Genomic DNA, 24,739 nt, shown 5'->3' with positions numbered 1-24,739 from the left:
CTAAATATCATTGCTTATAGTAAGGTTTTATTCGATAATTGGCTTGAAATAAGAACATATATACCTTATATAAATGACAGATAACAGTAGTCGCTAGACTATAAAGCATCTGCTGTAAATACTAATTATAAAAGGATGTGAATATGAGATTTGAGAAATTTACCCAAAAACTGCAATCCGCTATTCAAGAAGCACAAAGCCTAGCCCTAGGTCGCGATCATACAGGTATCGATCCTGTGCATCTGCTTGCCATATTGCTGCAAGATGAATCTAATTTGTCTATCTGCCAACAAGCAGGTGCGTCTATTCCAGCGTTAAAGAACGGTGTCGCAAAGGCATTGGACAATCAAGCGACCATTTCGGAGCCGACAGGTGACGTTAACTTAAACCCAAATTCAGTCAAAATCTTGAACTTGGCCGATCGGCAAGCGCAAAAAGAAGGCGACGATTTCATCGCCACTGAATGGGTGATGTTGGCGCTCGCTGAACAAGGCGAAACCAAAAAGATATTTGAAAGTGCTGGCGTAACAGCAAACAAATTAAAAGTCGTGATTGAGCAGCTACGCGGTGATGATACGGTGAATAACCAAAACGCAGAAGATCAGCGTGATGCGCTGAATAAATATACGATTAATCTGACTGAACAAGCAGAGCTTGGCAAGCTAGATCCAGTGATTGGTCGTGACGAAGAGATTCGCCGTACCATTCAGGTGCTCTCACGCCGTACCAAAAATAACCCTGTGCTCATTGGTGAGCCGGGTGTTGGTAAGACGGCTATCGTCGAAGGGTTAGCCCAAAAAATTATCAATGGTGATGTGCCAGAAGGTTTACGCCGCAAAGAAGTACTGTCATTAGACTTGGGCGCTTTGATTGCAGGGGCAAAATTCCGCGGTGAGTTCGAAGAGCGACTCAAAAGCGTGTTGAGCGATTTGGCCAAGCAAGAAGGCAACGTCATCTTATTTATCGATGAGCTGCATACCATGGTCGGTGCGGGTAAGTCTGAAGGGGCGATGGACGCAGGCAACATGCTAAAACCAGCATTGGCACGCGGTGAGCTACATTGTGTCGGAGCGACGACACTGGACGAGTATCGCAAGTACATCGAAAAAGATGCGGCACTTGAGCGTCGGTTCCAAAAAGTGTTGGTCGATGAGCCAACGGTCGAAGACACCATTGCGATTTTGCGAGGTCTTAAAGAGCGTTACGAGCTGCATCATGGGGTTGATATTCAAGACAGCGCCATTATTGCTGCTGCGCGGATGAGTCACCGTTATATTACTGATCGTAAGTTGCCCGATAAGGCGATTGACTTAATCGACGAAGCCGCGAGTCGCTTGCGGATGGAGATGGACAGTAAACCTGAATCGTTAGGTAAGCTTGATAGCCGTTTGATTCAGCTAAAAATGCAGCGTGAAGTGCTCAAAAACGAAGAAGATGCAGGTGCGCAAGCAGAGCGTAAAGCACTCAATGCGCAAATTGAAGAGCTAGAAAAAGAGTACGCTGATCTCAATGAAATTTGGCAAGCAGAAAAAGCATTGGTCAAAGGTAGTCAGCAGCTAAAAGACGAGTTGGATAAAGCCCGTATTGCATATGACAAAGCCAGTCGTGAGGGTGACTATGAGACCATGAGCAAGCTGCAATACGAAACTATTCCGCAGCTAGAGCGCCGTATCACTGAGTCTGACTTGGCAGAACAAAAAGAGCAAATAGGCGAAGGTAGTGGGGTAAAACTGCTACGTAACAAAGTCACAGACAACGAGATTGCGGAAGTGGTTGCGGCTGCGACAGGCATTCCAGTCAACAAAATGATGCAGGGCGAGCGTGAGAAAATGCTGGCAATGGAAGAGAAACTCCATGAGCGCGTGATTGGTCAAGATGAAGCAGTTGAAGCGGTAGCCAATGCGGTACGCCGTAGCCGAGCTGGCTTGTCTGATCCGAATCGTCCTTCAGGCTCGTTCTTATTCCTTGGACCTACGGGTGTCGGTAAGACTGAGCTGACCAAATCATTGGCTAACTTCTTGTTTGACAGTGAAGATTCGATAGTGCGTATCGACATGAGTGAATACATGGAGAAACACAGTGTCAGTCGATTGGTTGGTGCGCCTCCAGGCTATGTGGGTTATGAGGAAGGCGGTGCGTTGACTGAAGCGGTACGCCGCAAGCCTTATAGTGTGATTTTGTTCGATGAAGTCGAAAAAGCGCATCCTGATGTGTTCAATATCTTGCTACAAGTATTGGACGATGGGCGTTTGACGGATTCACAAGGTCGTGTGGTGGATTTCAAAAATACCGTGATTATCATGACCAGCAACTTGGGTTCGCATAAAATCCAAGAAATGGTCGGTGAAAGCTACGAGGATATCAAAGCGGAGGTCATGGATTCAGTTGGTCAGCATTTCCGACCAGAGTTCGTCAACCGTATCGATGAGATTGTGGTCTTCCATCCGCTTGGTATGTCACAGATGGCAGGTATTGCTTCTATCCAGTTAGATCGTTTGCGTCAGCGCTTGCATGAGCGTGAGATGGATATCGAGCTATCAGCGGATGCGATGAATAAATTGGTCGCGGTCGGTTATGATCCTGTGTATGGTGCGCGTCCGCTCAAACGTGCCATTCAGCAAGAGATTGAAAATCCACTGTCATTGAAGCTATTATCTGGTGACTTTGTCGCTGGTGATATCATCAAAGTCGATGTTGGCTCTGATGACAAGCTGACCTTTGATAAGCTAAGAATGAGCTAATCAATTTAGCATTAAAGTTTTTATGAGCTAACTATACTCTCAAACTCAACCCCTTATCTGCGAGCGTAGATAAGGGGCTTTTACGTTTAGGGGCGCGTTTTGCGCTACTATTCTTTTACTATTTAAATATCAGGACTATGCTATAAATAAGTGACTAGGGTCTGTTGAACATTCAAATATTAGGACTGCTGATCGCTAAAATTGCCCCAAACTAGGCGTAAACCGATGATAATGTCGAGACCTTAGCTAGGTTTGCAACAACATTTGGGGTGATTTTAGCATCAGCCCCCAGTATACAAGCAGGGGCAGGACTATTTTTTGCCAATACATGGCGAAATTGTCTAACCTAGAACGACTAGGCATCAAAAATTTCACTGCGTATTGTCTAAAAAATAGCCACTGCCAGTTCCATGTTTGAATGTTCAACAGACCCTAATAATATAAGTGCAAATTTGTATAAAGAGGAAAAATGATGACAACCAATATTGAACGTCTAGGCAAACCTTTGACATCGCCCTTAATCATCGCGGCTCTATTATTCAGCACCTCGGCTTGCTCCAATCCTTCATCGGTAAATACCAGCAACGATGCGGCAGAATCCAAAGAGACGCAAACCTCTGAAGCCGATGTAAAAGTTAGTGATGCTCAAATCAGCGTAGACAAGCCTGACTTTATTACTGCCGAGATTGCAACCTTTGATGAGCCTTGGGCTATGGCTGCATTACCCAGCGCAGATAGCAAATCTCCTAGATTGCTGGTGACCCAAAAAACAGGTGAGCTGTTCATTGTAGATACCTCGACGGGTGCCAAAACGAGGGTCGATGGTGTTCCCGAAGTCGCTTATGGTGGCCAAGGTGGATTGGGAGACATAATAGTAGCACCAGATTTTGCTACTTCTAATACAGTTTATCTCAGCTATGTGGAAGCAGACACGGGAGGTGACAGCAATACATTTGGTGCTAAAGTCATCAAGGCAACGCTCTCAGGACTAGAGACAGATACGCCAACGTTACAAGCCATTACGCCAATCTGGGAGCAATCTCCAAAAGTAAAAGGGCAAGGACACTATAGCCATCGATTGCTGTTTTCACCTGATGGACGCTATCTATATATCAGCTCAGGCGAGCGTCAAGAAAAAACCCCAGCACAAGATATGAGTGTCAACTTGGGTAAGATTATACGCCTAAATGCTGAAGGCTCTATCCCAGCAGACAATCCATTTTTGGACAATACGAATGACATCGCCAAGCAGTTTTGGACGATAGGTCATCGTAATGTGCTTGGCATGACATTTGATGACAGTGGACAGCTTTGGGCACATGAGATGGGGCCAAGGGGCGGTGATGAGTTTAATCTGATTGAAAAAGGTAAAAACTATGGCTGGCCAGTTGTATCCAATGGACGCAATTACTCAGGTCTTGATATCCCTGATCATGATACTCGGCCTGAGTTTGCTGCACCCAAAATCACTTGGACGCCAGTCATATCTCCATCTTCCATCAGCATATACGCGGCGGGTAGTCATAATGACTTTCCTAGTTGGCAAGGCAATGCGCTGATTAGTGGCTTATCTTCTAAAGCACTTATCGTAGTCGGCTTCAATGAAGGCAACACCGCTGCTGAGCGCTATCGCTACGATATGGGCGAACGTATCCGCAGTGTGCTGGCAGTAGATGGGCAAGTGTGGGCATTGGAAGATGGTAATGGGGGGCAGTTACTTAGATTACTGCCTAAGTAATATCGTAATAAAACCAATTTTGATTTTATATTTATGTAGTTATTCTAAAAAAAATTGTTAAGTCTTTTAGAGTAAATTAAAGGTTTTATCAAGTTTTATTTTGTAATTGATTGATAGTTAAGGCCTATTTTGTTAAGGTAATGTTCCTTGAATTTTGAGACTTGCACATGGAAGAAGTAAAAGTAGGCAGATTAGGACCTTTTCCACGGGTGAGTAAACCTGTGTTTATAACATCGACGTTGTTAATTGTCGGATTTATTATTTTTGGCGCTTTGTTTACGGAAACAGCAGGGGCGCTTTTTAGTTTTTTACAAAATTTTATTACTGATAAATTCGGTTGGCTATTTATTATCCTAGTCAATACAGCGCTTGCCCTCTGTATTTACTTAGCAATGAGTCGCTATGGTGATATTCGGCTAGGCAATCAAACGGAGCGACCACAATACAATCTGTTTTCGTGGATTGGTATGTTGTTTTCTGCAGGTATTGGTATTGGTCTAGTCTACTGGGGTACAGCGGAGCCGTTGTATCACTTTATGGCACCACCAATGGGCGAGGCCGAAACGGTTGAAGCCGCAAAGCAAGCGATGAATATCTCATTTATGCATTGGGGATTACACGCTTGGGCCATTTATACGATTGTGGCGCTGTCTTTAGCCTATTTCCATTTCCGTCGTGGCTTGCCATTATCGATTCGATCAACCTTGTATCCTTTGCTCGGCAAAAGAATCTATGGCCGATGGGGACATACTGTCGATATCTTGGCCGTGTTTGGTACGATGTTTGGTGTGGTCACCTCGCTTGGGCTTGGGGTGATGCAGATCAATTCTGGACTCGAAAAGCTGTTTGGTACGCCTAACAGTCTTACGGTTCAGTTTGGCTTGATCGCTTTCATTACAGCGCTTGCAGCGGCTTCGGTCTTGATGGGTCTAGATAAAGGTATTAAGCGACTTAGTGATATCAATATTGGTTTCACCATCGTCTTATTAGCGTTTATGGTTATTTTAGGACCGACACTTTTCATCTTTGATAGCTTTATTGAAAACATCGGCAACTATCTGACAGTGATTGTTCCTTTAGGTACGTGGGGTGAGTCTTATAGTGGAACGGATTGGCAGAGTGGTTGGACGATATTTTATTGGGCATGGTGGGTTAGCTGGGCACCATTTGTTGGTATCTTTATTGCCCGTATCTCTCGTGGTCGTACGATTAGAGAGTTTGTACTTGGTGTACTGCTCATTCCTATGATGATTTTGTTTTTTTGGTTTACGACCTTTGGCGGCGTTGCTGTTCACATGGAGCTTGCCTCTGCTGTGTCCGGTATCAGTCCAGGATTGGTTGAAGCGGTACAAGCGGATACTGGTAGTGCGATCTTTAAATTGGTTGAGTACTATCCATTAGCAAAACCAATTACGCTACTGATTGTAGTGATGATTATGCTGTGGTTCGTAACCTCATCAGACTCAGCCAGTTTTGTCATTGACATGTTGACTGCTGGTGGCGATACCAATCCACCAAAAATACAGCGCTTGTTTTGGGCAACCACAGAAGGCGTTATCGCAGCTATCTTGCTGGCGGCTGGTGGACTGTCTGCCTTACAAGCGGCGGCTATCGTAGCAGGACTGCCATTTGCCTTAGTGATATTCGTCATGATGTATGCATTGTTACGTGGTCTTAGTCGTGATCGCTTGATTCTATATCGAGCGCAGCAGCAATTCATCACGGATGAATCAGCAGACCATAATTCAGCGAACGAATTCGTTGATGAGCATTTGCTAAAAGGGCCACCCAAGATAGTGGAGGGTGACTAATAAGTAAAATAGTCATTTGAGCCGTTTTAATAGGAGCCCCAATTTATTTTTAAATTGGGGCTTCTTTATTGGATAAAGATATTTAAATTTATTCAGTATAAATTCTAATTGTTGAAAATTATTACCGAAGTGTTACTACCATTTCTATACATTTGGCAGTGTTTACAAGGTGTTATATTTGATAATTCGTTCATACCTTGGTATGGTTACGCACTTTTTTGGGGATATACTTATGGATCATGTAAAAGTTGGCCGATTAGGCCCTTTTCCGCGGGTAAGTAAACCTGTATTTTTGACTTCAGCGATTTTGATACTTGCCTTCATTATCTTTGGGGCATTATTCAACGAACAAGCAGAAGTGGTATTTAACCAAGCAAAAGCATTTGTCTCTTTACGCTTTGGCTGGTTCTTTATTGTGGTGGTGAATTTAACGTTGGTCATGAGTATTTATATGATATTTAGCCGCTATGGCGATATCAGGCTTGGTCATCAGAATGAGAGACCAGAGTACAACCTGGTTTCTTGGATTGGTATGCTGTTTTCAGCAGGTATAGGTATTGGACTGCTCTATTGGGGCACAGCCGAGCCGCTGTATCATTTCATGGCTCCACCATTAGGCGAGGCGGAAACAGTCGCCGCTGCTAAGCAGGCGATGAACATCTCGTTCCTGCATTATGGTCTACATGTATGGGCGCTTTATGGCATGGTCGCGCTATCCTTGGCTTATTTTCATTATCGAGTAGGATTACCATTGGCCATCCGCTCCACCTTGTATCCAATATTGGGTAAAAAAATCTACGGTGGTTGGGGTCATACGGTCGATACGCTTGCCGTATTTGGTACGATGTTTGGGGTAGTGACCACGTTAGGTCTTGGTGTTTTACAGATAAACTCTGGTCTTGAGACATTGTTTGGTGTGCCCAACAATATTACGGTGCAGATTATTTTGATCGGCTTTATCACTATGCTAGCAGGGTTATCCTTGTTCATGGGACTAGATAAAGGCATTAAGCGTCTAAGTGATACCAATATATTCTTCACGGTGATATTGCTAAGTTTTGTGATTATCTTTGGGCCTACTCAATTCATCTTTAATAGTTTTGTAGAAAATATCGGCAACTATTTGCATGAAATTGTGCCATTAGGTCTGTGGACAGAGTCTTATAGTGGAGAGGAAAACTGGCAATCCTCATGGACGATTTTTTATTGGGCATGGTGGATTAGTTGGTCACCATTCGTTGGGGTGTTTGTTGCCCGTATCTCTCGAGGTCGTACCATCCGTGAGTTTATATTAGGGGTGTTATTAATTCCTATCACGATATTGTTCCTGTGGTTTACTGCTTTTGGTGGTTCTGCGGTGAATATGGAGCTGATGGCAGCGGCAGATCCTAACCTTGTCAGTCCGGGTCTTATCGAAGCCGTTAAAGCGGATACCGGGAGTGCCATCTTTAAACTGATGGAGTCTTATCCACTAACAGAGGCGGTCAACCTACTCATTGTAGTCATGATTGTACTGTGGTTTGTGACCTCATCAGATTCAGCCAGTTTTGTTATTGATATGCTGACCTCAGGTGGTGATACCAATCCACCGAAGATTCAGCGTTTGTTTTGGGCAGGTGCTGAAGGCGTTATCGCCGCTGTATTATTGGCAGCAGGTGGTTTAAGTGCACTGCAAGCAGCCTCTATTGTCTCAGGCTTTCCTTTTGCTATTGTGATCGTCGTGATGATGTATTCATTGCTACGTGGATTGAGCCGAGATCGTTTGATACTTTATCGTAATCAGCAATGGTTCACTACCGAAGAATCAGCAGAGCACAATTCTGCTAATGAATTCCGTGATGAAGACCTACTTACAGGTCCACCAAAAATCGTAGACTCCAATGATTAACACGTTTTAGATATTTGCTAAAAATCCCAGCCTTGTGCTGGGATTTTTTATGCCGATGTATTTTTATATTTTCAATAAGTGGAAAGCCATCATCTGCATTCATCTTTTACGTAAATGATTGCTTCAGTGCTACACGGTTAAAGTATAGTCAGTGAAAAGTAATATCGATATATCAGCAGTATCGTAGCGTTGTTGAGGTATTTTGACTATAGTTTAAAGTGAGCACAAGGCAACTGAGCATAGGTAGATTGCTGATAGACAACGCACGCAAATAAAAATAGCGCACTCAGGTGATGAGTACGCTATTGGTTTGTCAGTCAGATATAAGCTAAAGTCATACTAAGCTGTATTTATCTTGAGATTAGTATGCGCCTTCGCTATAGATAAGCTCATAGCTGTGGCTATAAATCTCAACGATGTTGCCAAACGGGTCTTCCATATAAATCATGCGATATGGCTTTTCACCAGGGTAGTAGTAGCGTGGTTTTTCCATACGTTTCTTACCGCCTGCTGCAACCATACGCTCAGCCAACTCTTCAACATTTGGATCTTGAACGCAGAAGTGGAAGATACCAGTTTTCCAGTATTCAAAGTTATTTTCAGGGTCTTCTTGATTTTTGAATTCAAAAATCTCGACGCCGATACGGTCACCAGTAGATAGATGAGCGATACGAAAGCTGCCCCAACCAGCACCAAATACTTCGGTACACATTTCACCAATGGCACTGTCATCTTCGACAATCTCAGTAGGTTCCATGATGGTGTACCAACCCATTACTTCAGTATAAAATTTTACGGCGGCATCTAGGTCAGGGACTGAAAGACCGATGTGCGAAAAGCTTCTTGGATAAACGTTGTTCATATTATGCTCCTGTTTGATGTGCATTTTCTTTAACGTGGAGCCAGTATACAAATGCACCGTCATTATGTAAAATTATCAAATATTATATAAATAATTATGAAACGTAATGATAAATATCACATGGTTACGCACCTTTTGCACGCTTGCTGAAGTTGGGCACTTTACTCGTACGGCTGAACGTCTATATATGACGCAGTCCGGTGTCAGCCAACACATAAGTAAGCTAGAGGAGCAGCTAGAGATTGACTTGCTGATTCGACAAGGAAAGCAGTTCTCATTGACCAATGCAGGTGAGCAGCTCTATAAAGAAGCAGGCGAGATATTGCAGCGCTTATCAAATCTAGAGCAGCGTATCGGTGAGGATCCACCTTATGAAGGGTTAGTGCGACTGATGTCACCGGGTAGCGTGGGGCTTAAGCTGTATCCGCAGCTGTTGACACTACAGCAGCAGCATCCGAATCTAGTGATTGATTATCGCTTTGCACCCAATGCTGATATCGAACGAGCACTGGCAAATCACGAGATTGATATTGGTTTTATGACGGATATCTCAGGGGATGAGACAGTTAGTTGTAAGCCAGTGGCTCAAGAAGCATTAATACTAGTAACACCTGCGGCTACAGTAGAGCCAAGTTGGGAGCAGCTCATCGAGCTTGGATTTATTGATCATCCAGATGGTGCACATCATGCAGGCATGCTACTGACTGCTAACTATGAGCAATTCCAACATATTAATGACTTTAAGAAAAAAGGCTTTTCTAATCAAATAGGTCTGATTTTAGAGCCAGTCAGTAGGGGAATAGGCTTTACCGTGCTGCCTGCACACGCAGTGGCTGCTTATCCAAAGCCTGGGCTTATTCACAGTCATTATTTGCCCGTTGCTGTTAGCGAGACGCTATATCTTGCCATAAGACGACAGCAGGCACTCTCTAATAGAATGCATACTGTCATTGATGAAGTAAAAAAATGGTTATAGAAATAGAGCAAGGTCAACATAGTATTAATGGATACATGCGCTGACTATAAATCTGCATTATGCCATTGACTGACCTAATTTGATGGCTGCCGCAACATTGGCTGCTGTCGTTTCCATATTGTCATAAGCCTGACTCAGCACATTATCGAGAGTATCTATCTTTTGTATACTGGGCATGATGACATCGAATTGGCTGGTTTGCGCAGGTTTTAGACCGTCTACACTACCGCAGATGGCGATGACAGGCGTATTATTGGCTTTAGCGATATGACTGATACCGCCTGCCACTTTACCCATGGCAGTCTGCACGTCTAGTTTGCCTTCACCTGTGATGACCAGATCAGCCTCAGCGATATGCTCTGACAAATGAGCCACTTCGGCGACGGTGTTAAACCCTGATTTTAACTGCGCGTTAAAAAACGTCATCATCGCATAGCCAAGACCACCAGCGGCTCCTGCGCCTTCGACATTTTGACACTCATCATAGCCTTGCTGGTCGCACACAGCCGCAAAGTGACTGAGTGCCTTATCCAGTTCGTTGACTTGCTCTGGATAAGCGCCTTTTTGCGGCCCGAACACGGCGCTCGCGCCCAATAGTCCGCATAATGGGTTGGTCACATCACAAGCGACCTCAAATACCGTATCGAGAACCTTTAAATTAAGATGACGATTATCAATCCTGTGCAGCTGGGCAAGTGCGCCACCACCATGAGTGAGCAAGCTGTCATTGACATCATGAAATGTCATACCCAATGCCATGAGCATACCAAGCCCTGCGTCATTGGTTCCGCTACCACCCAGACCGATAATAATACGCTTGGCGCCTTCGTCCAAAGCATCCGCAATTAATTCACCAACACCATAACTACTGGTAGTAACAGGATTACGTTCTGTTGCCTTTAACAAATGTAATCCGCAAGCTTGAGCAATCTCGATAACGGCAGTATTATCCGGTAATAGCAAGTATTTAGCCGTAATCGGTCGCATTAAAGGATCATGTACTCTAACGTCTTTCCAGCGTCCGCCCAATACATAAGACAATACCGCAGAGGTGCCTTCACCGCCATCTGCCATCGGCAATAACGTATAGTCAGCATCAGGATATACCTGACTAAAACCAGCTTGAATGGCGCGGCAAACATCCAGTGCTTCTAAGCTTTCTTTGAACGAGTCGGGGGCGATTAAAATCTTCATGAATGTCTCTCTGGGTATTTTTGAACGTCTTTTTGGGTATTTCAGCTAATGCGTTAAATGAACACTGTTAAATAAATACTAAGGTTAACAGCCAGATAAACACAATGCTGGTCACACCTTGAATACCCGTCGCCATTGAATGGGCTTTATATGCTTGTGATACACTCATACGGCTAAACTGACTGACAATCCAAAAGAAGCTGTCGTTGGCGTGTGAGATAGTCATAGCACCTGCACCAATGGCCATCACACAAAATACGCGACCCAGTTCACTGTCTAGACCAATTTGATCCAATAACGGTGCAACCATCGCAGAGGTAGTGACTAGCGCTACGGTGGTCGAGCCTTGCGCAGTCTTTAGTGCAGCAGAGACGATGAATGGCATAAAGATACCAAGTCCTAATGCAGACAATGTCGTACCTAAATAGTCACCGATTGGTGTCACTTTTAACATGGCACCAAACGCACCACCAGCGCCAGTGATCAATAAGATAGGAGCGGCTACGACCAGACCTTGAGAGATGCTGTCACTGATCTGCTGTGTTTTTTGCTCGGTATTGATGAGTAAGAATGATAGAAAAAGACCAATGAGCAGTGCCGTTAGTGGATTACCAATGAATACTAAGATATCTGTCAACGTACCACTACCAAACGGTGCGCTTGGGAAGTTGGCAACAGACGATAAGCAAATTAATACGATAGGTACGATAATAGGTAAGAATGCCATCGTTGCTGACGGCATATTGTTATAGTCGTCACGTGTTTTCATGTTTTCAGGCAATGTCGCGGCTGGTGCATCCAGCGCATCTATATTGTCAGGCGTCACATTTAGAAAACGATTAGACCACCACCAGCCAGCCAATACAGCAACGGCTGTCACGACCACACCGACCATGATGACCAAACCTAGATTAGATTCTAATCCCAAGTTGCCTGCCGCTGCAATCGGACCTGGTGTGGGTGGTACGAAAGTATGTGTTGCGTACAAGCCCGTGGCTAAGGCAATACTCATCGCCACACTAGATACTTTTAAACGCTCGGCCAATGTCTCTTTTAAAGAGTTTAAGATGATGTAGCCTGAGTCACAAAATACAGGTACTGACACGACTGCACCGACGATAGACATGGTCAGAGTAGGGAAGCGTGGCCCCAAAACTTTGATAACGGTTTCTGCCATCACAATAGCCGCACCAGTTTTTTCAAGGATCAAGCCGATAATGGTACCGAATACAATCACTAGACCGATATAACCTAAGATACCACCAAAGCCATCAGAGATCGTTTTGGCGACAGTATTAAGCGGTACTTGGTAAAAAAGTGCAACCAAGAAAGCGGACAAAATCAACACTAAAAAAGGATGCCACTTTAGTTTTGCGGTCGCGAAAATAATAAAAAGAATGGTCAGCACAAGCCAAAATACAATCATCACTGTCTCAATATGGTTTATATCTTAATTGATTACCAATGCAGATACAGTCAACCCTGTATAAATTAGATACAGCGTCAGGCTCGCTTAGCCTACTAGTTGTAGCACTATTACTCGCCTTTCTTGTCTCTAAGTTATTTTGAGCCAACTATGTGCATCAATAACGATACGAATTTTTAAAGGGGCACATTCTATAGTAAAATAGACGTTACTAGGAAATAAATTTTAGGAAGAGAAACGGTCATTGGTCATTTTCCAAGAGTATCTGACGCTCTATGTGAGATCATTCTATATTCTACGTTATTATTTCTATCACTCTTAAACCAAAAAAACTGGCCATTTTAAATGACCAGTCGTTGTGCACAGCATGTTCAAAGCAGTATTTAGTTGGTACTTATGCGATTTTATCGAATCGTGCTTTGTCACCTTCTGCTACTATCGAGTCGAAACTCACACAGATACCTTCTTTATCCAATGTTGCGTACCAATGATCATCGTTGCTACCGGTTAGCAACTGAAAATACTTATTGTTAACGATTCTACCTACAGTATAGACTTCGCCTTCTAAATAAAAGTCATTACCTTGTGTGCAGAGTAATTTATCGTCAGTGCTTATCATATAGTTCTATCTCATTTATAAAAAGATAAAATGATAATACCAACTTAATTAGTAATAATAAAGAGGCTTTAATAAGGAGTATCTTATTGTTAAGTATATGTTTTTTAGCTTATTTGTTGCTGAAACATATCATTATGAAATTGGGTGCAATAGTAAGTGATTGAGCATACACACTTAAGCATATAGGGGTCTCTATGCTATCTGATTTTTAATAGTAAACGATTGGTTTTCATAAATAAAAGTTGTCTACACCGCAAATTTTTTCGCGCCGAGCACACAAGCTAATGCTCCCAATGTACTTATTACCATGCCAAGACTAACGGTCTCATGTAGTAATCCTGCCGCTAGCATAAGACCCATAAAAGGCTGTAGCAACTGTAATTGCCCAACAGCAGCAATACCCCCTAATGCCAGTCCACGATACCAAAACAAAAATCCGATAAACATGCTGCATAACCTAGAGCACAAGCGATGACAGCGCCTAGCATTAGTAAGCCTCCCAACAAAGGCGTATGACTACTGCTCATAGCCGCGTAACCAGCGACAAAGGTGCTACCTAACAGGGCAAATAACCAAAATAAAGCGGGTGGGCGTTTATCACCGCGCCAAACGGCAAATATAGCAGTAAATAGCGGTAATATTCCTAAAAATACAATGGCGTGTGCCGAGGTGACATGCTGTAAAGCCAACGCGCTTAACAAAGGAAAGCCAATGACCACACCTAGAGCGACAACACTTAGAGCGGGTAGGTCAGCCTTGGTTGGTGGGTGCTGTTTGAATATTACTAAGACTACGATAGCGAGCAACACGGCTAACGTCGCACGCGTTCCAGTCAAAAATAGAGGATCAAAATCCATGACTGCTAAGCGGGTAGCTGGTAAAGAGCCTGCAAAGATAACGACACCGATAAATCCATTCATCCAACCTTGAGTTGTGTTTTTCATAAACCTACCACTGTATTTTTGATACGTTGATTAAAGCAAATGTTTGGGAGGTTATCTACGTACAATACAGTACAATTATACTGAACTGTTTGGTGTCAATGGCCCATACAGTATGAAGCGTATTTACTAAAGGTAGGCTGGTATTACTATGTTTCATCATTGAAACCAGATAAATGCTATTTTAGATTTATCTGACTTTGAGCCAACTCATGGTAGCCAAGCATAATAAATTTTTCGGCGAAGCATGACTTGGTAAAGCATAAATAATGGTATGGTAAGGAATAGAGAATTATGAAAATTGGATCGACTCGTATTGAGATGGTAATAGCGGATGTAAAAGCAAAGATTACTACTGTCATCTACATGCCCGGTACACGTTTACCCTCAGTACGCGCTGCTGCTAAAAATCACGGTTTTTCACCGTCGACAGTCGTAGAAGCTTATGAGCGGTTGCAAGCTGATGGGATTATATACTCGCGTCCAGGTGCTGGCTTTTACGTTGCCGAGTCTACGCCACCACTATCCTTGGCAGATATTGCTCCAAAGCTTGATCGAGCCGTAGATCCGTTATGGGTGTCGAGGCAATCGCTTGAAACTTCTGATAATGCTTTGAAGCCAGGATGTGGCTGGTTACCGCCTGACTGGCTATATGAAGAAGGTATGCGTCGCGGATTGCGTAGTGTGGCAAAGGGCAGTGCGAGTGTGATGAGCGAGTATGCCACGCCATTGGGATTATTAGAATTGCGCCAACTACTTACTAGGCGTATGGTAGGTTTGGGGATAAACGCGGAACCGTCGCAGGTCATGTTGACCGAATCTGGTACACAGGCAATAGATTTGATTTGTCGTTTTTTATTGACACCAGGTGATACTGTAGTCGTAGATGATCCTTGTTACTTTAATTTTCATGCGTTATTAAAAGCACATCGGGTAAAGGTGGTAGGAGTATCTTACACCTCTACTGGGCCGGATGTTGATGTATTCGCTGCAGTATTAGATGAGCATAAGCCGCGCCTTTATATAACCAATGCCGCTATACATAACCCTACGGGCGCTACATTGTCACCAGCCACAGCCTATAAAGTGTTGCAACTGGCACAATCCGCTGGGTTATATATCATTGAAGATGACATTTTTGCTGACTTTGAGATTACTCCAGCAACTAGGTTGGCAGCATTAGATGGTTTATCGCAAGTATTCTATATCGGTAGCTTTTCTAAAACCTTATCTGCATCATTGCGCTGCGGTTATATTGCGGCACCAACTGCTTGGGTAGAGAGCTTATTAGACTTAAAAATAGCCACAGGTTTCGGTGGTGGGCAGTTGGCGGCAGCAGTGGTTCTATCTGCACTGACAGATAGTGGTTACCGAAAACATATGAATACTATTCATCTACGCTTGGCAAAAGCACGCTCGCAAACGTTACCACGCTTGGCTAAATTGGGTATAGCGCCCTGTCTATTACCACAAGCTGGCATGTTTCTTTGGTGTCAGCTACCTGATGGCAACAACGCGGCTGAATTAGCAAACGCTTGCTTAGCAAAGGGCGTGTTATTGGCTCCGGGTAATGTCTTTAGTCAAGCTCAGAACGCTGAGCATTTTATGCGTTTCAATGTCGCACAAGCATCAGATGCTAGGATCTATGAAGTGTTGGCTGAGTCATTGGATTGACTGGTTATATATATGTATTAGAGATGGCGGGAGTTGAACCTGCATTCAGGAAACAAAGAAAGCCAGCAACACAAGGTTGCTGGCTTTTTATAGACTGAGTCTAACTATTCTAAAGATTACTCTTCAGAATAATCGTCATTCTCGTCTGTAGCTTCTTCTTCAGCTGTATCTTGGTCATCGCCATCTTCAGATAGGATAGTGACTAAGATGCTAGCAGTAACGTCATGATGTAGTTGAATATCAACATTATATTCGCCCACTTGACGTAGTGTGCCTTCAGGTAGCTTGATTTCAGCACGGTCTACTTCTAGACCTGAGTTAGTCAATGCTTCAGCGATATCGCGAGTACCGATAGAGCCGAATAGCTTGCCTTCGTCACCTGATTTAGCGCGCATGATAACATTAACGTCAGTCAATGCATCAGCACGTTCTTGAGCAACAGCTACTTCTTTCGCTTCTTCAGCTTCAAGTTCGGCACGACGTGTTTCGAACTTTTCAATGTTAGCTTTATTAGCAGGTAGAGCTTTGCCCAATGGGATAAGAAAGTTACGTCCGTAACCTGGTTTTACATCGACAGTTTCACCGAGTTTACCAAGGTTGACGATACGCTGTAACAAAATAATTTGCATGAGTCATTCCTAGTTAACGGTTAACCCTGATGGTTATCAGTGTATGGAAGTAGCGATAAATAACGAGCTTGCTTAATAGCAGTAGCTAGTTGACGCTGATATTTAGTAGATGTACCGGTAATGCGGCTTGGTACGATTTTACCATTATCACTGATATACTGTTTTAGCAATTCAACATCTTTATAATCGATGTGAGTGATGCCTTCAGCAGTGAAACGGCAGAATTTGCGACGGCGATAGAAACGTGCCATGAGTATTCTCCTTTAATTAGTCTTCACTGTTGTCGTTGTCGTCATTATCGTTTTCACGACTGTCTGGACGACGAGTAGTTGCTTTGCGTGCGCGTTTTTCATCGGCATTCTTGGCTAACTGCGACTCTTCAGTGACAGCGTCGTCACGGCGCATAACTAGACTACGAATGATCGCGTCGTTATAACGGAATAATTCTTCAAGCTCAGCTAAAGTCTCACCGTCAGTTTCAATGTTGAAAAGAACGTAATGAGCTTTGTGAATCTTGTTGATTGGGTAAGCCAGTTGACGACGGCCCCAATCTTCTAAACGATGAATAACACCGTTGTTGTCTTGAACTAACTTGATATAGCGTTCAACCATGCCGACCACTTGGTCGCTTTGGTCTGGGTGTACAATTAACACCAGTTCGTAATGTCGCATTATGACTCCTTACGGATTAGTAGCTATTAACCCTATGTTAATAGCAAGGAGATTTATAAGGTAAGCTGTATTCCCATCAAATATAACAAAATATAATAGGAAAAAAGCTTAGTTTATAAAGCGCCGTATTATAACAGTACGCAACGATTAACACAAAGGTTAATCGTTGCGTAGCTGCCAATAAAAACATGAAAACAGTAAATTTCTCTGTATCAATTATCTGTATTAATAAAAAGCCACGATGAAACGCTACTTTTTTAACATCATCTAAGACTTAGTTTTGATAAAACGCTCAAAACGTTGCTATTTTACTTTGGGCTGTTTTACCAATTGACTGCTATCTGCTTTTACCACCAATGTTTTGGCAAGCTTGTCATGCCAGCCGATATTTTGCGGGCTTTTTGAGGCCATATAATAATGAATGGCGACAATCACAAAACCTAAAAAGCTGGTGAATGAAAACAGTAAGTTGTAGATAATGAACAATAGCAAAGTACGTGTGCCGATAAGCTTAATAAAAGAAGGCAGACGATGCGTGGTTTGATCCACGACGCGAATACCTGTAATCAGCTTGCCCAGTGATTGACCACGCATGGTGATAAATACTAACTGTAAAGCAAACAAGCCAAAAACCATGACTTGCGATATCATCAATGTGCTACTTGGAAGGCTCTCCATCAGCGTCATTGAATATTGATAAGCGGCGTCCATGTCTTGGATATTTTGAAACTTGCTATAGTCCACATCCATTTTGGTTAACGCTAATCCAAGTGGAAAGATGGCTAGCAAGTACAATAAGCCATTGAGCGCAGTTGCCAATATGCGTGACATGATCGGGGCTAGTACTACATCGCCAACGACTTTATCTTTGGCTGTGATATTCTTATTAGCAGCCGTTTTATTTAATGACACATTATTATGCGGTGTGTGATGACGGTTGCTGGTCATATCTGTTTTGGCATTGTCTTTTGGACGTTCAGGCTTACCATATAGTCTGTCTAACGACACGCTTTTTCCGTCTTTAGTGCTACTGGTTTCAGTATCTTCGGGGAACACGGTGACATTATTGACAATAGAGTCATTAACCTCAGGGCTGCTAATGCTAGTAGGTCGATAAACCCCTTGATTGTTCGTCAAGTTACCAACTCGCTGCCATTGGTCTAAGCCGTCGTGCCAGATCAAATCATCCAGTAAAACTTCACCAGACGTCAGCATAATATTGAGCTGATCCAAATTATATGGACCGGCTTGTACGTTATTTCGAGCTAAGAAAATCTGCATAATTGCCTGCATAGTTAGTCATATATTAAGTCGCTACTGTAAGACATAGTATTAGGGTCTATTCAAGATTTTTCAAATAGACCCTAATGGTTGTATCTTCAATGACTGTGTGAATTACCGCTGTGACTTAAATTACGGCTTACTTTGCTTCTTCACCAGCTAAGAAGAACCACGTATCTAGTACTGAGTCAGGGTTCAATGACACTGAACTGATACCTTGCTCCATGAGCCAGAACGCAAGATCTGGATGGTCTGAAGGACCTTGACCACAGATACCGACATACTTGCCCGCTTTGCGGCAAGCATCAATCGCCATAGACAGTAACTTCTTAACAGCAGGGTCACGCTCATCAAATAGATGTGAGACGATACCTGAGTCACGGTCAAGACCAAGCGTTAGCTGAGTCAAATCGTTAGAGCCGATAGAGAAGCCATCGAAGTGTTCTAAGAACTCTTCTGCTAATAGCGCGTTGGTTGGTAGCTCACACATCATGATGATGCGTAGGCCGTTCTCACCACGTTTGAGACCGTTTTTCTCGAGTAACTCAATCACTTGAGCGGCTTCGTCAACGGTACGGACGAATGGAATCATAATTTCGACGTTGGTCAGACCCATCTCATCACGTACGCGCTTTAGGGCTTTACACTCAAGCTCGAAGCAATCACGGAAATTATCAGAGACATAACGACTGGCACCACGGAAGCCCAACATTGGGTTTTCTTCTGACGGCTCGTATAATTTACCACCAAGCAAGTTAGCGTATTCGTTTGATTTAAAATCTGACATACGAACGATAACTGGCTGATCCATAAAGGCAACCGCTAGTGTTGAGATGCCTTCGACCAATTTATCAACATAAAAGTCAACAGGTGAAGCATAACCAGCGATACGCTCTTGGATTGCTTGTGATATCTCACGTGGCAAGCTGTTCATGTTTAGCAAGGCTTTTGGATGCACACCGATCATACGGTTGATGATGAATTCAAGACGTGCAAGACCAATACCTTCGTTCGGCATTTGGGTGAAAGAGAAGGCGCGATCTGGATTACCAACATTCATCATAATCTTGAAGGCAAGATCTGGCATAGATTCAACAGAGTTGGTCTGTATTTCAAAGTCAATTTGGCTTTCATAAATGAAACCAGTATCACCTTCGGCACAAGAAACAGTGACATCTTGACCATCAACCAACAGCTCAGTGGCATTACCACAACCGACGATAGCCGGTACGCCAAGCTCACGGGCAATAATAGCTGCATGACAGGTACGACCACCACGGTTAGTGATGATGGCAGAGGCACGCTTCATGACTGGTTCCCAATCAGGATCGGTCATGTCTGATACGAGGACGTCGCCGTCTTGTACTTTGTCCATCTCGTTTAGGTTGCTAACGATACGTACTTTACCCGCACCAATGCGTTGACCAATTGAGCGGCCTTCGCACAAGATTTTTGCATCAGTTGTATTGATGATATAACGTTCCATGACATTGCTGTCTTGGCGGCTTTTTACGGTTTCTGGACGGGCTTGAACGATAAATATTTCATTGGTGTCGCCGTCTTTTGCCCATTCGATATCCATCGCTTGACCGTAATGCTTCTCAATGGTCATCGCTTGCTTGGCAAGTGAGGTCAGCTCTTCGGTAGATAGCGAGAACTGCATGCGATCTTGTTTTTCGACATCAACAGTTTTGACAGACTTAGTCGTGCTGCCTTCATCACCGTAGATCATTTTCTTATGCTTGCTGCCTAGGTTACGGCGAATAACCGAAGGCTTGCCATTGGCTAGCAATTGCTTAGAGATATAGAATTCATCTGGGTTAACCGCACCCTGTACGACCATTTCACCTAGGCCATAGCTTGAGGTGATGAAAACCACTTGATCAAAACCACTTTCGGTATCTAGCGTGAACATCACACCAGCAGCACCCGTCTCTGAGCGTACCATGCGCTGTACAGCAGCAGACAATGCAACGCCTTCGTGCTCAAAACCTTTGTGTACACGATAAGAGATAGCACGGTCGTTATAAAGAGAGGCAAATACTTCTTTAATGGCAATCAGAACGTTATCAATACCGCGAATGTTTAGGAAAGTCTCTTGCTGACCGGCAAATGATGCATCTGGCAAATCTTCGGCAGTCGCAGAAGAACGGACAGCAACCGCGATGTCATCGCCGCCACTCATGGTTTCAAATGACTGACGCACTTCTTGCTCTAGATCGCTTGGCAGCTCTTGCTCAATAATCCACGTACGAATTTTTTTACCCGTTTCTGCAAGTTTTTTTACATCATTAACATCTAATGTTTTTAGCTCGCTGTTGATTTTGTCAAGCAAGCCAGTTTCGTTCAAAAAACGGTTAAATGCATTTGAAGTGGTGGCAAATCCGCCTGGAACACTAACACCCAAATCAGACAAATGGCTGATCATTTCACCTAATGAGGCGTTCTTACCGCCGACCATCTCAATGTCGTCTTTTCCTAGCTGATCAAGATTGATTACAAGTGCTGTAGATTGCGCTGCCATGATAACTCCAGAAAATAAGGTTATTTAGTAAAGATTATAACGGTCAATTATACCCCTATATTTGGATAATTTCGAGACCTAGAACCAAAAAATTCGTCAAAAAGATACAAATTGTCGGGTTTGCTACATAATTTACGTCAGCTGCCTGACGGTTTTACTTTTAAGACCGAGCCAAAATGTCAATGCTACCGAAATAACAGGGTGCCATAATTGTCATCAAAACCCCTAAATATGAGTAAAATCTGTCCAAAAATACTCCTAGGATTTTTACTACTATATATAGAACATAATATTGGGACTTATATTGGGGACTTATTATGGATACTTATATAGTCAATAAAACGAAATTGTGCAGGACAATATCGACAGAAAGAGCCGGGTGTTTGTGGTCGCTTGTCGACAACATTGATTTCTATTGAGCTTCTATTATGCGTATAATGAAAAGTGAAACGCCCTGCGCGAATAATTGAATCAACCATTAAAATATGATGACTGATCAAAAGACAGTCAAAAAAATAAGCCAGTCACAGGCCAATATTAGGGTTTCAACCGAGGTATCAAAGTTATGTACTCAAGCAATCTATCTGAACAAAATAAGCCGACGATACAAAATCATGATGCGTTGAACTTAGACAATTCGCAAACTATAAGAAGTGCATTTTTTATCTCTGATGGTACGGCTATTACGGCTGAGACTCTTGGACGTGCTATTTTAAGTCAGTTTGCTTCCGTTCCTTTTGAGACGCGCGTACTGCCTTATGTCGATAGTTTAGAGCGCGCCGAAGACGCTGTTGAGCAAATTAACATGGCTTATCAACGCGATGGTGTGTTGCCTTTGGTATTCGATACCATTGTTAACTCTGAAATTCGCGAAAAAATCAACTCAGCGACCAGCTGTAACTTAGATATGTACGAGGGTTTGATTGGTCGTGTTGCCGAAGAGACTGGGGTGGAGCCAGACGGACACTCAGGTCATGCACACGATGATGTCGATTCCGAAACCTATAAGGAACGTATTGACGCGGTTCATTTTGCCTTGGACAATGACGATGGCGCACGCACACGTCATTATGACGCGGCCGATATTATTCTGGTTGGAGTCTCACGCTCGGGCAAAACCCCAACGTCATTATATCTAGCCTTACAATTCGGTATCCGTGCGGCCAACTATCCTTTGACCGAAGATGATTTGTACGACAATCAGTTACCAAAAGCGTTGCGTGAGCACAAAGACAAATTGTTTGGCTTGCTCATTGATACCGATCGCTTGGTCAAAATTCGTCAAGAACGCCGTGCAGGCAGTCGTTATTCAAGCTATCAGCAATGCCAGCAAGAGCAGCGGGCGATACAAGGTATTTATATCACGCACGGTATTCCTAGCTTAGACGTCTCAGAGATGTCGGTTGAAGAAATTGCCACACGTATCTTACAGATGACGGGTCTTAAACGCCGTATTGGTTAATGCTAGTGGCTAATAAGACGTTAGCGTTGACAAAAATAATTTGTACCATTTTATATAGAACAATTTCACTTAAAACAATGCCTTTACCATATAGAGAATATTATGAGTTCATCTTATAAGTCTAGAAAGACACCTTTATTACTTACTAGCCTGTTATTAAGCGCGGCGACTTTGCTTAGTGCTTGTCAGACGTCGCCATTTGCACGTGAGCCGGTACCTGAGCCCCGTTATGTTCCAACAATTGTGTTGGGTGAAGCGCAAACGCTTACTGTGATGCCAAATCGTGTGGCGTGCGCTTCAGCGTTACCGATGCAGTGCTTGTTGGCCAAATCGAGCAAAGATGGCAGCGTGTTTCAGATTCCTTATGATTGGATCGATGACTTTAAACCGAGCCTTGGCACCGAGTATATAATTAGTGCACGTCCACAAATAGATGAAGGCAAACAAAGTTTGACAGGGTATTGGACATTGCAAAACATCCTATCACAACGTATGGTGGGCACTCCTTAGCAGCATGACCCTGACGCATCTTTGCATTGATTCATTCATAGCCTAAAGACAGACAAACAAAGAAATAAAGAGGACACAATGGGAAGCAAAAATACTAGCGATGCTACCAATGACACTGGTGAAGACATTCATACCGAAGTATCTAATAAAAAAAGCGGCGCCGCGCCAAATCCTGAACATACGGAAGACAAAAATAAAAAAGAAAAAATCGAACAAACACATGAGCAAGTCACCGACGACATCATGCACCACCCTGACTTGGTCAATCCGCTAGATGATACACGTATTGATGTAAAGTCAGGATTTACTAGAGACTCTGAGCGTATCAAGGGTGACAAGCATCAGTTTGAATATGATGCGGTGGTGTTGGGCGCGGGTCCCGCTGGTGAAGCGGCCGCCATGAAGCTTGCTAAATCAGGCAAGAAAGTCGTGGTTATCGATCCGCGTGAGCAAGTCGGGGGCAACTCTACTCATGTCGGCACGATTCCGAGTAAAGCGTTACGCCAATCGGTATTTAACTTGATTAACTTTCGCCGTGATCCTATGTTTACCAAGGCGATGGAGTATCACCAAGTACCACTAAACAAGGTGCTTGCGAATGCTCGTAAAGTGATACGCAATCAAGTTAGCACCCATACTCGCTTTTATGAGCGCAATCAGATTGAAGTGATTCATGGCTGGGCAAGCTTTACCGATGCGCATACCATTCGTGTTGAGCTTGATGAAAATGTCTTTGAAACCGTTACCTTTAACAAAGCCATCATCACTGTTGGTAGCCGCCCTTATCGTCCTGAGATTTTAGACTTTAATCATCCGCGCGTTTTTGATTCGGATAAAATTCTGCAAATGGATTATGTGGTCAAAAAAATCATCATTTATGGTGCTGGGGTGATTGGCTGCGAGTACGCCTCTATCTTTACTGGTCTGGGCTATAAAGTCGACTTGATCAACAATCAGGGTAAGCTGCTCAGCTACTTAGATAGTGAAATCAGTGATGCGCTAGCGCATGACTTTAGACAGTTTGGCGTCCTTATCCGCAATAACGAAGAGATTGATCATCTTGAGACTCATGATGACTGTGTGATTTTGCATTTAAAGAGTGGTAAAAAAATCAAGTCTGATGCGATTCTTTGGTCTAATGGTCGCTCAGGTAATACGGAAGGCTTAAACTTGGAGGCCATCGGCTTAGAAGCCAATAGTCGTGGTCAACTGAAAGTGGATGATACCTACCGTACTGATATCGAAAATATCTATGCAGCTGGCGATGTGATTGGCTGGCCATCTTTGGCTTCTGCTGCTTATGACCAAGGTCGCTGTGCAGCAGCCTTTATGGTTGGTGATAGCGACGCAGAGCCAGTATCGAGCGTTCCTACAGGTATTTATACCATTCCAGAAATCTCCAGTATCGGTAAGACCGAGCAGGAGCTAACGGATGAACAAGTACCTTATGAAGTGGGACAAGCCTTCTTTAAGCATCTCGCTCGCGCCCAGATCATCGGTGAGCGTACAGGGGTATTAAAGATATTATTCCACCGTGAGACGCTTGAGATATTGGGGATTCATTGCTACGGCAACCATGCCTCAGAGATTATTCATATTGGACAAGCGGTCATGAAGTGTAACAATACGCTTGAGTACTTCGTAAATACGACCTTTAATTATCCAACGATGGCAGAAGCCTATCGCGTTGCGGCGCTAAATGGTCTTAACCGCGTATTTTAAACGGTTGTAAATATTGAAATAATAAAAAAGCGCCTAACGATATCGTTAGGCGCTTTTTTATTGTGTATT

The 24,739-nt window shown here is 43.4% G+C and carries 18 protein-coding genes and 1 pseudogene; 9 read left to right on the top strand and 10 right to left on the bottom strand.

The genetic code is table 11. The features are described 5' to 3' along the window. Window positions 1-143: 143 nt before the first annotated feature. The 4 genes from clpB to IOD06_RS01820 all read left to right on the top strand — a co-directional run bounded on the left by clpB (window position 144) and on the right by IOD06_RS01820 (window position 8,178). Window positions 144-2,741, top strand: a complete 2,598-nt coding sequence (clpB, locus tag IOD06_RS01835; RefSeq protein ID WP_194618803.1) for an ATP-dependent chaperone ClpB — start codon at window positions 144-146, stop codon at window positions 2,739-2,741. Between the two features lie 469 nt (window positions 2,742-3,210). Beyond that, complete coding sequence (locus IOD06_RS01830) at window positions 3,211-4,479, top strand: PQQ-dependent sugar dehydrogenase (RefSeq protein ID WP_320157418.1); 1,269 nt, start codon at window positions 3,211-3,213, stop codon at window positions 4,477-4,479. A gap of 167 nt (window positions 4,480-4,646) precedes the next feature. Continuing rightward, window positions 4,647-6,290 (top strand): BCCT family transporter, encoded by a 1,644-nt coding sequence (locus IOD06_RS01825; protein ID WP_194618802.1) that lies wholly within the window; start codon window positions 4,647-4,649, stop codon window positions 6,288-6,290. Between the two features lie 232 nt (window positions 6,291-6,522). Further along, window positions 6,523-8,178 (top strand): BCCT family transporter, encoded by a 1,656-nt coding sequence (locus tag IOD06_RS01820; protein WP_010198721.1) that lies wholly within the window; start codon window positions 6,523-6,525, stop codon window positions 8,176-8,178. A gap of 361 nt (window positions 8,179-8,539) precedes the next feature. Here the strand turns inward: IOD06_RS01820 and IOD06_RS01815 are convergent, their stop codons facing one another. After that, on the bottom strand, window positions 8,540-9,040 hold the full coding sequence (locus IOD06_RS01815; protein WP_114700921.1) for a lactoylglutathione lyase family protein: 501 nt from the start codon (window positions 9,038-9,040) through the stop codon (window positions 8,540-8,542). A 106-nt stretch (window positions 9,041-9,146) separates the two neighbouring features. On the opposite strand from IOD06_RS01815, the gene IOD06_RS01810 reads away from it, so the two are divergent. Beyond that, on the top strand, window positions 9,147-10,016 hold the full coding sequence (locus IOD06_RS01810; protein WP_194618801.1) for a LysR family transcriptional regulator: 870 nt from the start codon (window positions 9,147-9,149) through the stop codon (window positions 10,014-10,016). Between the two features lie 57 nt (window positions 10,017-10,073). On the opposite strand, the gene IOD06_RS01805 is transcribed toward IOD06_RS01810, so the two are convergent. From IOD06_RS01805 to IOD06_RS01790, 4 genes and pseudogenes are all read right to left on the bottom strand, one after another. Then, on the bottom strand, window positions 10,074-11,210 hold the full coding sequence (locus tag IOD06_RS01805; RefSeq protein ID WP_194618800.1) for a glycerate kinase: 1,137 nt from the start codon (window positions 11,208-11,210) through the stop codon (window positions 10,074-10,076). 67 nt (window positions 11,211-11,277) lie between these two features. Continuing rightward, a complete protein-coding gene (locus tag IOD06_RS01800; protein ID WP_227669840.1) occupies window positions 11,278-12,636 on the bottom strand; it encodes a GntP family permease in 1,359 nt (452 codons plus the stop codon). Window positions 12,637-13,030: 394 nt separating this feature from the next. Further along, on the bottom strand, window positions 13,031-13,255 hold the full coding sequence (locus IOD06_RS01795) for a hypothetical protein (RefSeq protein WP_194618798.1): 225 nt from the start codon (window positions 13,253-13,255) through the stop codon (window positions 13,031-13,033). Between the two features lie 246 nt (window positions 13,256-13,501). Next, window positions 13,502-14,199: pseudogene (locus IOD06_RS01790) on the bottom strand (EamA family transporter). Between the two features lie 291 nt (window positions 14,200-14,490). On the opposite strand from IOD06_RS01790, the gene IOD06_RS01785 reads away from it, so the two are divergent. Continuing rightward, on the top strand, window positions 14,491-15,870 hold the full coding sequence (locus tag IOD06_RS01785; protein WP_194618796.1) for a PLP-dependent aminotransferase family protein: 1,380 nt from the start codon (window positions 14,491-14,493) through the stop codon (window positions 15,868-15,870). A gap of 116 nt (window positions 15,871-15,986) precedes the next feature. On the opposite strand, the gene rplI is transcribed toward IOD06_RS01785, so the two are convergent. From rplI to ppsA, 5 genes are all read right to left on the bottom strand, one after another. Further along, a complete protein-coding gene (rplI, locus tag IOD06_RS01780) occupies window positions 15,987-16,499 on the bottom strand; it encodes a 50S ribosomal protein L9 (RefSeq protein WP_194618793.1) in 513 nt (170 codons plus the stop codon). A gap of 20 nt (window positions 16,500-16,519) precedes the next feature. Continuing rightward, window positions 16,520-16,750: a 30S ribosomal protein S18 gene (gene rpsR, locus IOD06_RS01775; RefSeq protein ID WP_010198808.1), complete on the bottom strand. Its 231-nt coding sequence runs from the start codon at window positions 16,748-16,750 to the stop codon at window positions 16,520-16,522. Between the two features lie 16 nt (window positions 16,751-16,766). Continuing rightward, window positions 16,767-17,171: a 30S ribosomal protein S6 gene (gene rpsF, locus IOD06_RS01770; RefSeq protein ID WP_010198801.1), complete on the bottom strand. Its 405-nt coding sequence runs from the start codon at window positions 17,169-17,171 to the stop codon at window positions 16,767-16,769. Between the two features lie 303 nt (window positions 17,172-17,474). After that, window positions 17,475-18,464, bottom strand: a complete 990-nt coding sequence (locus tag IOD06_RS01765) for an RDD family protein (protein ID WP_194618791.1) — start codon at window positions 18,462-18,464, stop codon at window positions 17,475-17,477. A gap of 127 nt (window positions 18,465-18,591) precedes the next feature. Continuing rightward, window positions 18,592-20,976 (bottom strand): phosphoenolpyruvate synthase, encoded by a 2,385-nt coding sequence (gene ppsA / locus IOD06_RS01760; protein ID WP_189581369.1) that lies wholly within the window; start codon window positions 20,974-20,976, stop codon window positions 18,592-18,594. 565 nt (window positions 20,977-21,541) lie between these two features. On the opposite strand from ppsA, the gene IOD06_RS01755 reads away from it, so the two are divergent. The 3 genes from IOD06_RS01755 (at window position 21,542) to sthA (ending at window position 24,670) form a co-directional block, all read left to right on the top strand. Continuing rightward, the gene (locus IOD06_RS01755) at window positions 21,542-22,438 is read left to right on the top strand and encodes a pyruvate, water dikinase regulatory protein (RefSeq protein ID WP_227669839.1); all 897 of its coding nucleotides are present in this window, start codon (window positions 21,542-21,544) and stop codon (window positions 22,436-22,438) included. A 102-nt stretch (window positions 22,439-22,540) separates the two neighbouring features. After that, on the top strand, window positions 22,541-22,948 hold the full coding sequence (locus tag IOD06_RS01750; protein WP_194618788.1) for a hypothetical protein: 408 nt from the start codon (window positions 22,541-22,543) through the stop codon (window positions 22,946-22,948). Between the two features lie 78 nt (window positions 22,949-23,026). Continuing rightward, window positions 23,027-24,670, top strand: a complete 1,644-nt coding sequence (gene sthA / locus IOD06_RS01745; RefSeq protein WP_227669838.1) for a Si-specific NAD(P)(+) transhydrogenase — start codon at window positions 23,027-23,029, stop codon at window positions 24,668-24,670. The last annotated feature ends 69 nt before the right edge of the window (window positions 24,671-24,739 follow it).

It is taken from the genome of Psychrobacter sp. N25K4-3-2, from assembly GCF_015351755.1.
In the GTDB taxonomy this organism is placed as follows: domain Bacteria; phylum Pseudomonadota; class Gammaproteobacteria; order Pseudomonadales; family Moraxellaceae; genus Psychrobacter; species Psychrobacter glaciei.
The sequence above is the reverse complement of the archived record's forward strand: the minus strand, read 5'-3'. Positions and strand labels throughout refer to the sequence as shown.